Genomic DNA, 3,170 nt, shown 5'->3' on the forward strand with positions numbered 1-3,170 from the left:
ATCTGATGTGGTTGGAACATGTGCTGAATTCCCCCACGGTTCCTCGCCACCTGAACTATGCGCTTGAACTCGAGGACAGGCACTGGGAAGACCCCACAGCCGCATATCGACGGCTTAAAGCCGGCATGGATGTGTTTATGCCGCGATTGAACGGGGCGGATCGCAACGGCGACGAAGACGACGGCACCAAGCCCTTGACGACGGACGATTTGCTGGCCGGAGTTCGATTCAATATGCCGGTGCATGCGTTTGGATATAACTGGTTGGAGACGAACGCGGAGTCAGCCCAGAAACTAAAGCTCAGGATAGAAACGATCCGCGAGCAGTATGGAAAGCGCTGCCAACAAGTGGTTCTTGTGACCCATTCGATGGGCGGTCTGATAGCCCGCATGTGCGCGAAACTGCCTGGAATGGAAGCCGCCATTTGTGGCATCGTGCACGGCGTCATGCCGACAAACGGAGCCCCGGTGGCCTACCGACGATGCAAGGTCGGTATGCGGGACGAGAGCTTCGGTGCCTCGCTGGTTATTGGCAGCAACGGTCAGGAAGTAACAGCGGTTTTTGCCCAGTCGCCCGGAGCGTTGCAGTTACTGCCGACCACGCGATACGCACCGGGATGGTTGAAACTGCTGCGCGAGAACCAATCTCGCACCCTGTCCGCGATGCCCGCGCTCGATCAATGCCCGTATGACGCGATTTATCTTGAGAGGTATCGGTGGTGGGGCTTAGTGAAGGAAGAATGGCTGGCGCCCAAAGGTGGGACGGCGATTGAGTGGAAGGACTACCAGCATGCTATTGGAAACGCCCGTGATTTCCACAGCGCATTAAACACATATTTCCACCCCAAGACTTACGTTTTCTACGGTTCGGATACCAATTTTGCAAGCTTCGAATCCATCCGATGGAGGATACGTCCGGGCTTGCGGCCAGCGGGTTCCACGATCCCGCCGGTGCCCATCGATTCTCTTTTCCAAACGCGGAATTCGGACGTGCACCAAGGCGGCAGGACTCCCCTCTATGTACGCGGCCATAGCGGCATGAGTCATCCCTCCGTTAAGTACATCGACGGCAGCTCGGCGTCTGAGAAATCGCCGTACAGCGATTGGGAGCTGCACTGCGAAATGCAGAACGGCGTGGGAGACGGCACAGTACCTACAAGCTCTGGTCGCGCACCCATCGACCAAGCCGAACACGGCCAAGTTCAAGAACAACTCAAAATGCGCGGGTTCGACCATGAAGGTCCGTTCCGGAACGAGCAAGTTCAATTGATCACGCTTCAATGGATTCTAAAAATAGCCGCACAAGCGAGAAAGCCATCATGAAAAGGACCATTACCATCGCCGCGATTGCGATCGCCAGCCTGATAGGTAGCAGCTTCTTTCTGTTCCAGGACAAGGACCCGACAGTGACCACATTCTCTTCCAGCAAACGCACTTGGATGTTCGGGCGCCATCTGATCGACTTGCCCTCGGACTGGCTTTACGGCACCGGCAGCTTTGTCACGCTGTACTACGGGCTGGATACGGATTTCAATACCGTCGAAGTTCGTGTGCTGGGTATTGACGTTTCGCCTGGTCGCTACATCGAAGCGATAAACGATAGATCTTCACAGATTCAGCAGGTTGCGCATGATTCGGGCGGATCAATGCTGCTCTCCAAAATCGACGTAGACCCGACAGCCACTTTGCTGCGCTTTTTTCGAAACCGACAGCAGAAAAACTACCACACCCATGAACTGCATCTCTTGGTCGGCGACGTCTACGTCCTGATCAAAGCCCACTCCTACAAGAACGTCATGGCCCCCGTAGAGGCTCGCATCCAGGCGCTAGGCAAAAAGATCGCCAAAATCTCCGACCAAGTCGGCGCCGGTCCTGGCTTTGGCCTTGGGCCCATCATCATCCGCGAGCACCACGATCAAGAGGTCGGATTGATCGAGTTTTTCATCGACGGCTCCAACGTCAGTTTGGAGACGCGGATTACGGCCCTACAGCCGAGCCCATCGACGGGCCTTCAAGCACGCGCGAAACAGCAGCTGCCCGGCTTGTCTTACAACACCTTGCGCGCGGGGCATCTGACCCTTGCGTCCATGCAAGCGGAGCAATTTGCCTTCGGCTTTACCGAAACCAATCACCACGCTTTTCTATTTCTGGCCGAAACCTATCGCGACAACGGGGCATTCACTCAGCCTTCTATCCACATGCGGATGAGCGGTGGTGGCGTCCTTACCCCGCCGGCCGCTCCGGATGAGCAACCCGACCTCGTTCGTTGGTCCCTGCCCCGCTTCGTACCGAATAAGCACGAGATTCCCCTTTGGAAGCGGCCGTCTCCCCCGCCCCGCGTGGATGCCACCTTAAGCGACAAAGAAGCCGGCAAGTTGTGGGACGCGATCGTGGCGTCGGTGCGCCTGCGCCACGCGGCCGTCGCGCCCAAGCCGCCTTCCGCTTTTGACCAGGGCAATCCGGAAAAAGCCGCTGCCGACCAGAAGGCACTGGATGAATTTCTTAGCACTGATGAAGACGGCCTGCCCTGGACCCCGCCCACTGATGACGACGTGCCGGCGCGGTAATCCTCTTGCGCGGTCAGCCTCTTCAGGCGACCGCGTATAGGCCCGCGCTCAAAGAAAGGCAAATCGAATGGAGGAAAAAAGTGACCGACAACCAACCCGCCACCGGCCCACCAGAGGAACGCGTGGCACCGTTTCATTACAACGCAAGGGGACAGCAGTGCTTCACCTGGACTTTGACCGACTGCGACATTACCGACCCCGTGCAACTGCGTATCGGCCCGGATCTGATCCTGCCGGTGATTTTTATTCCCGGGGTGATGGGCAGTAATTTGAAGTCGGTGCCGCGTCGGGACGACGAAAAAACCAGATCTGTGTGGCGACTGGATTATGGTTTTGCGGGCATCCCAACTCCGTTGCTGGGCCAATGGGTCGGCCAGAAGGCAGGGATACGGCAGAGCCTTCTGCATCCCGACCGAGTGCAAGTGGATGACGAGGGCGGTGTACCCAACGTGCCGTGGGGGATGGTGCAGGATGACCAACAGCTGCTGCCCGCTCAGCGCAAGGCCGCCCTGATGAGGCGATATCGGGAACGGGGTTGGGGCGAAGTCGGACAGACCAGCTACGAACGCTATCTGATGTGGTTGGAACATGTGCTGAATTCCCC

General features: G+C 57.5%; 2 protein-coding genes and 1 pseudogene. All 3 read left to right on the forward strand.

Features of this window, described 5'->3' with window-relative positions:
* A partial coding sequence (locus ACNPP0_RS22375; RefSeq protein ID WP_448707045.1) for an esterase/lipase family protein occupies positions 1-1,322 on the forward strand: 1,322 nt, incomplete at its 5' end.
* Positions 1,319-2,566, forward strand: a complete 1,248-nt coding sequence (locus tag ACNPP0_RS22380; RefSeq protein WP_448707046.1) for a T6SS immunity protein Tli4 family protein — start codon at positions 1,319-1,321, stop codon at positions 2,564-2,566. The genes ACNPP0_RS22375 and ACNPP0_RS22380, both read left to right, overlap by 4 nt.
* Before the next feature lie 80 nt (positions 2,567-2,646).
* Positions 2,647-3,170: pseudogene (locus ACNPP0_RS22385) on the forward strand (hypothetical protein); the annotation flags it as partial.

This window comes from Achromobacter semiaridum (genome assembly GCF_053543755.1).